The sequence below is a fragment of the Streptomyces sp. NPDC001204 genome (assembly GCF_053598035.1).
The window spans coordinates 101,694-107,693 of record NZ_JBSFJL010000034.1 but is presented as its reverse complement, the minus strand read 5'-3'; the positions used below and the strand labels follow the sequence as shown (position 1 = coordinate 107,693).

General features: G+C 71.1%; 7 protein-coding genes and 1 pseudogene. 3 read left to right on the top strand and 5 right to left on the bottom strand.

Features of this window, described 5'->3' with window-relative positions; translation table 11 throughout:
- A pseudogene (locus ACWC91_RS34045) lies at positions 1-84 on the top strand (transposase); the annotation flags it as partial.
- Between the two features lie 255 nt (positions 85-339).
- On the opposite strand, the gene ACWC91_RS34040 reads toward ACWC91_RS34045, so the two are convergent.
- The 3 genes from ACWC91_RS34040 to ACWC91_RS34030 are packed head-to-tail and all read right to left on the bottom strand — an operon-like array spanning position 340 to position 2,263.
- Positions 340-585, bottom strand: a complete 246-nt coding sequence (locus ACWC91_RS34040) for a CDGSH iron-sulfur domain-containing protein (RefSeq protein WP_450645035.1) — start codon at positions 583-585, stop codon at positions 340-342.
- Positions 566-1,228, bottom strand: coding sequence for a HemK2/MTQ2 family protein methyltransferase (locus tag ACWC91_RS34035; RefSeq protein WP_225080727.1), 663 nt, complete (start codon positions 1,226-1,228; stop codon positions 566-568). The genes ACWC91_RS34040 and ACWC91_RS34035 overlap by 20 nt, the downstream gene beginning before the upstream one ends.
- 21 nt (positions 1,229-1,249) lie before the next feature.
- Positions 1,250-2,263 carry an iron-containing redox enzyme family protein gene (locus tag ACWC91_RS34030; RefSeq protein ID WP_450645032.1) on the bottom strand — a complete coding sequence of 338 codons (1,014 nt, stop codon included), beginning with the start codon at positions 2,261-2,263 and terminating at the stop codon, positions 1,250-1,252.
- 114 nt (positions 2,264-2,377) lie between these two features.
- On the opposite strand from ACWC91_RS34030, the gene ACWC91_RS34025 reads away from it, so the two are divergent.
- Both ACWC91_RS34025 and ACWC91_RS34020 read left to right on the top strand, forming a co-directional pair.
- Positions 2,378-3,253 carry a patatin-like phospholipase family protein gene (locus tag ACWC91_RS34025; RefSeq protein WP_450726166.1) on the top strand — a complete coding sequence of 292 codons (876 nt, stop codon included), beginning with the start codon at positions 2,378-2,380 and terminating at the stop codon, positions 3,251-3,253.
- Positions 3,250-4,311 (top strand): lysophospholipid acyltransferase family protein, encoded by a 1,062-nt coding sequence (locus tag ACWC91_RS34020; RefSeq protein ID WP_263638835.1) that lies wholly within the window; start codon positions 3,250-3,252, stop codon positions 4,309-4,311. Before ACWC91_RS34025 ends, ACWC91_RS34020 begins: the two co-directional genes overlap by 4 nt.
- A 402-nt stretch (positions 4,312-4,713) precedes the next feature.
- On the opposite strand, the gene ACWC91_RS34015 is transcribed toward ACWC91_RS34020, so the two are convergent.
- Positions 4,714-5,145 (bottom strand): transposase, encoded by a 432-nt coding sequence (locus tag ACWC91_RS34015; RefSeq protein WP_450641106.1) that lies wholly within the window; start codon positions 5,143-5,145, stop codon positions 4,714-4,716.
- Positions 5,146-5,245: 100 nt separating this feature from the next.
- Positions 5,246-5,806, bottom strand: coding sequence for a hemerythrin domain-containing protein (locus ACWC91_RS34010; protein WP_225080731.1), 561 nt, complete (start codon positions 5,804-5,806; stop codon positions 5,246-5,248).
- Positions 5,807-6,000: the final 194 nt, after the last annotated feature.

The following is a 6,000-nucleotide window of genomic DNA, read 5'->3' as shown; positions in this document are numbered from 1 at the left end:
ATCCGCCGCTACATCATCTGGCGAAACAAGCACGCTGCCGACGAACGCCTCCGCAAGGTCGTCAACAGGGCGAACGTTGCCTGATGCGGCACTAGTACACAGCGCTGACCAACACGACCCGACAGGCTGAACCCGAGCAGGATGCGGGCAAGGCTAGGGGGCCGGATGGCCTCGGGCGGTAGCGGACACTGCGTACGATGATCATCGGTTTGTCATTGTTTGCGAAGATCTGGCGGTGACGGGCTGTCTCTTCAAAGCACCTCGCTCATGCGCCCTCTCATCGCCTCGACCGGTGCGATGGCCCGTGGTCCCGCCACATACGGCCATCGCGGCCGCTCGCTACGCCCTGTCTCGATGGCTGGTGTCGCACCACGGGTAGCGGTGGCTGCGGCGGCAGGTGCACAGGGCTACGCGGAAGCGGTCCGAGAAGACGGTGCTTCCGTCCTCGAGCTCCACCTCGACCGGGCCGTCGACCAGGATCGGACCGCGGCGCTGCATCGTGACCCGGCGGGGCGGGTCGGGGCGCAGACCGCCCGCGGAGGTGCTCGGACTGCCGCCCGGGTCGTCAGAGGGGACGTTCGGCACGGATGACCACCAGCTCTTCCATCTCGTCGGCCGCTTCGTCCGCGGACAGCAGACCGCGCTCGCGCAGCCAGCCGCGCCGCGAACGCAATACGGGACCGAAGGCGATCCAGCGGCGGCGCACCACCACGGCCTTCAGTCCGGTCGCGCGCAGCCGGTGCAGGGTGCGGTCGGGGCCGCTCAGCGTGGAGTGCACGATGAGCAGCACGCCCCCGGGCCGCAGCAGCCGGGGTGCGTCCCGGCAGATCCGGTCCAGGACGAGCCGTCCGTCGTGCCCCGCGTCCCAGGCACGGTGCCTGCCGCGCGGCCCGCGTCGGCCGTCGGGGGCCGGAACGTACGGCGGGTTGGCCAGGACCACGTCGAACGACCGTCCGCGCACCGGGCCGAAGAGGTTCCCGTGGTGGATGCTGACCGGAAGCCGGCTGAGCCGGGAGTTGAGCCGGGCGGTCCACACCGCGCGCCAGGAAACGTCCACCGCGGTCACCTCGGCGCCCCGCCGGGCGGCCACCAGCGCCAGCGCGCCGCTCCCGGTGCCCACGTCGAGGACCCGCGCGCCCGGTTCCCACGGTTCGTCGGACAGGGCTTCGACCAGCAGCGCGGTGTCGTCCTGCGGGGCGTAGACGCCCGGAAGCAGCAGTGCGTTCACATGCGGCGGGTACCCCGGCAATCAGGAAATACCAGCCATTTGCACCGTGAGGGGTGTCCGTAGCGACGACCGGCCGACCCGCCAATCGGTGAGCAGCCGTCCGCCGAAGCGGTCCTCCACATGTCCGGTCGCGTCGATGCCGAAAGCCACGTCGGACGCCAGATGCGGTTCCTCGGCCAGCAGCCCGCCGATGACGTCGTGGCGTACAACCTGCTCGTGCACCGCGTCCGCCTCCACGTGCTCGTCGTAGAAGAACCGCGCGGCCGGCCCGGCGCCCGTGCGGCGCATGGCCTCGGCCAGTCGGCGGGAGCCGGGGGAGGAGGTGATCTCGACTGCGGCGAAATGGCCCACCAGGGCGCCCCGCAGCTCGCGGTGCAGGCCGAACAGGGACATCAGGTTCACCGTCGCCAAGGCCTCCGCCGAGGCCGCGTCCAGATAGCGGCCGTACGTCGTGTCCAGGCCCAGGTCCCGCATCAGGTCGGCGAACAGCCGGGCATGCACGCGCTCGGCACGGCCGCCGCCCCACTCGTCGAACTCCACAGCCGCCATCGCCGCCTTGGCCCGGCCCCACAGGCGCGGCAACACCCAGGCGTGCGGGTCGGCTTCCTTGAGGTGATACAGGGAGCGCTGTGCCGCGTACTCGCGCAACTGCCACAGACTGCCCTCGTCCCGCAGGTAGTGGCTGACACCCGTGCCCTCGACCGGCTCGACGAGGAGGTCGGCGAGCGCGTCGTCGAGGCTTTCGTGCCCGGGGGTGTCGGCGCGCAGGGCGGCCAGGAAGCGGTGCTCCAGAGCCGAGCGGACCCCCAGCAGGCCGGGGTCCCACTCGTGCCGGGCGGCGACCTCCGCGAAACCGCGGTAGTGCAGCTCGTAGCAGACGTACAGAGCCAGCTGGAGATCGTCGCCGTACGGCGCCGCGCCGCAGGCATCCTCGGCGCGGGGAAGCGGACCCGTGCCCCGCAGGTACGCCGTCACAGCCGCGGAGACCGGCCCCCGGTCGGGAGGCAGCTCGGGTCCTCCGTGATAGTTGGCCATGGCGCCCGGGTACCCGCGACCTCCGGCGGAGCACCCCCGTCCTTTCCCGCGGACCGCCCCTGTGAGTCCCGACAGCCCCGCTATGGCGGCGCCGTGTCGGGGCACTCTTCGGCTATGGAGGACAGCCGGCTCACCCGCCCCCCGACCCGTGCCTTCGTGCTGGGCGGCGGCGGAGCGCTCGGCGCCTACGAGGTTGGCATGCTCAAGGCGCTCTTCGCCGCCGCCGTGCACCCGGACCTCGTCGTCGGCACCTCGGTTGGCGCGATCAACGGCGCCGCCGTCGCGGCCGAGCCGTCGCGGGCGTCGGTGGCCCAGCTCGCTGACCTGTGGACCGGCCTTGGGCGTGCCGGCGTGTTCTCCGGGTCGCTGCTCGGGCGGCTGGGCACCGCTGTGCGCAGTGGCACTCACCTGTACCACCCGACGCCGCTGCGGGAATTGCTCTCCTCCCACCTTCCGGTGACTCATATCGAGGGTTTGGCCCTGCCGTTCCAGTGCGTCGCGGCGAACATCGAACGGGCTGCCGAGCACTGGTTCGCCGCCGGGCCGCTGGTGGACGCGGTGCTCGCCTCGTGCGCAGTGCCCGGGCTCCTGCCGCCCGTCCGGCTCGATGGCGAGCACTTCGTCGACGGCGGCTTGGTCAACAGCATCCCCGTCGGCCGCGCAGTGGCCCTCGGCGCGACCGAGGTCTACGTCCTGCAAGTCGGCCGTGTCGAGCGAGCCCTTTCCCCGCCGCGGGCTCCCTGGCAGGTGGCGCTGGTGGCGTTCGAGATCGCTCGCAGACACCGGTTCGCCCGCGACATGGCGGACCTGCCGCCCGGCGTTACGGTCCGCGTGCTGCCTTCGGGCTCGGGCCCCGAGGAGGGCACAGCCACTCTGCGGCAGCTGCGGTACCGCAGCTTCGGCCGGACTGCCGAGCGCATCGAGCGTGCCTACGCGGCCACCGCCCGGTACCTCGAGACGGCTCTCAGTGCACCCGACGGCGCGCCATGACCGATGCCGGTGTGCCCCGAATACGCCCGGCGCGGCTGACCGGTGCTGTGGTCACCGGGCTGCGCCGCACGACCACCACCGCGCTGCTGGTCGTCCTCGTCCCCATGGTGGCCGCGCTCCTCGTCGCCGCGGGCGTGTTCTGCGCGCCGGTCTCGCTCGCCACGCGCGGCCCCTGGAGGCCGGTTCGGATCACCGGCTTCGCCCTGGTGTACCTCCTGATGGATTTGGCCGGGCTGGTGGCCGCCGCCGTTCTGTGGGCGCGGCGGCTGCCCGACAGGCGGGACCGCCAGGAGCGGCGCGCCGCGGATGCATTCGCCGTGCTGGAGAGGCTGCTGCGGCTGCTACGACGTGCGGGCGAGCGGGTCTTCTGGCTACGGCTAGAGGTGACGCCCCCGCCGCCAAGCGGGACCGGAAACGCGGCGGCGCCGGTCCTGGTCTTCGTACGGCACGCCGGGGTCGGCGACTCCTTCCTGTTGCTTCAGACATTGCTCAGCCAGGTCGGACTGCGCCCCCATACGGTCCTGAAGCGGGCGCTACGCGCCGATCCCGCTCTCGACGTCCTCATCGGTCGGGTCCCCCACTGCTTCCTTCCGCCGTTCGGCGGCCGGGCCGAGGACGCGATCGGGGGCCTGGCGGCCGGGCTGGGCCCGGGTGACGCACTCGTGATTTTTCCGGAGGGCGGCAACTTCACACCGCGCCGCCGCCGCCACGCGATCGCCTCGCTGCGGCGCCGGGGGTTGCCGCGCCGGGCGTCCCGCGCAGAACAAATGCACCATGTCCTGCCGCCGCAGGACGCCGGTGCCCTCGCCGCGATCGCCGCCGCGCCCACGGCCGACGTGGTCTTCGTCGCCCACACCGGCCTCGACGTCGTCCACTCGGCACGCACCGCTTGGAGCCGCCTGCCGCTACGCGACAGCGTGCGGGTGTACTGGTGGCGCATACCCGCAAGGCGCGTCCCGCCGGGCGACGAGGCCCGCAGCGAGTGGCTGCTCGCCCAGTGGGCCCGCGTCGACCGCTGGATCGCCGATCACGCCACCCCGGACGCGACGCACGCGTGAGGTCCAGACCCGCACTCCCCCGGCCCCGGAATCCACCGACTCCGGCCCCCGCAGGCGTCCTCCACCCCACCCAGTGAAACGGCAACGATCTCGTGGTGTTTGCCCTGGTCCTGCTTCTGGTGGTGGCGCTGTCGATCTTCATGGCCGTGGGTGTGAGGACACGTCCCTGCGGAGATCGTACTGCCCGTGAGTGACTGTGGGGAGCAGCTGACGCCGCGCTGTGGCCGGGCCCGTCGTGGGCGCTCCGCTCGCCCGGCGCCCTCGGATATCCCGTCTCGCAAACCGGCCGTGGGGCAGTGGCGGAACTGTCGCCAACTAACGACGGGTACGCGGCCGCCGCTTCCTGTTCTCGGCCCTCAGAGGGATCCTGCTGACTTATCCGGGATCACGCAGCGGTCGAGGTCAAGTCGGGCGGGCTGGTTCGGGTGCGGTCGAGGGGGTGGCTTTTCCGTGTTCGAGGTGGGTCTCGTGTAGGCCGTGGTAGCGGGCACCTCTGATGCCGATGACCGCGACGGCTTGGTTGATGGGTCCCTCGATGTCGGCTCGGGTGGCGTACTTGGCTCGCCACTGCTCGTCGGCCTGCTGGGCCCGGGCGTAGTCGAGGGCTTCTTGCAGCTCGCAGGGTTGCAGGGACAGGGTCCGGCCCCCGGTTTTGAAGCGCGAGCTGAGGCGGCTATGACGGATGTCAGATCGGTGGGCATGGCGATCGGTCCCTGTAGAGCGTGCTCGCTCTGCCCGGCTGAACGGTCCGGTGAGCTGGTTTTGCGGACTCGCGCTGCCCCGCTCGTGGCGGACCAGCGTAAGCGGCTGCGGCGGGCCGCGTGCATGACCCACGTCATGGCCGCCCCCTGCGCACTGGGGGCCGCACCGAACCTGCGGTCCAGCCCCCAGTGCCCCATCCCACCGCTGCCCGGCGGCGGGTGCGGGAGGGCCGTCAGGACTTGCCGCGGCCAGTGACGAAATCGCGGGCCCGGTCGACCAGGCCGGCGCCCGGTGCGAGGAGCTTATTCGCGGGCGGAGTGTCCGGGGCTGCCGGATGCGGGCGGGTCGGGGCCATGGCTTTGGCTCGCCGGACCTTCTCCCCGAGATCATCGAGCATCTCGGAGGAACACGCCTGACGCAGCAGTGGGAAGAGGTTGTTCTCCTCATCCTCGACGTGGGCGGCGACCTCCTCCATGAGCTGCTGCAGCAGCGCGCTCATCTGGGGGTCATCGGCGTTGATCCTCTCCAACTGCTTGAGGAGTTGTTCGACACGGCCATGATCCGCGATCTCCTTGTCCGCGATCCTGTCGCCGTCCTCGACACGCTCGCGAACTGTCGGGTACAGGTACTGCTCCTCGGCGACGGAGTGCCGCACCAGTTCGATGGTGACCTCGTCCACGAGACTACGTAGTTCCTGCCCTTGGCCGGTCGTGGATTGGATCCTGCCAAAGATCTCTTCGACTTCCCGGTGGTCGGCCATCAGTTCCTCGATCACATTGCCGCCATGGCCCATCGTCCATCCGCCTCTCGCTTGTGCTGTCAGGGTCAGGTCTGTCCCAGCCTGCAGACACTGATCCCCCGTCGGGACACCATGTGGGACCCGGTCCGACACCGCTCACCCGATCGGATCCATCCTGAACATCGCGCATGCCTTCAGTACGTCCTCCGAGGCTGCTGTACGTCGGACAGGCCCTCGGGTTTCCGCGC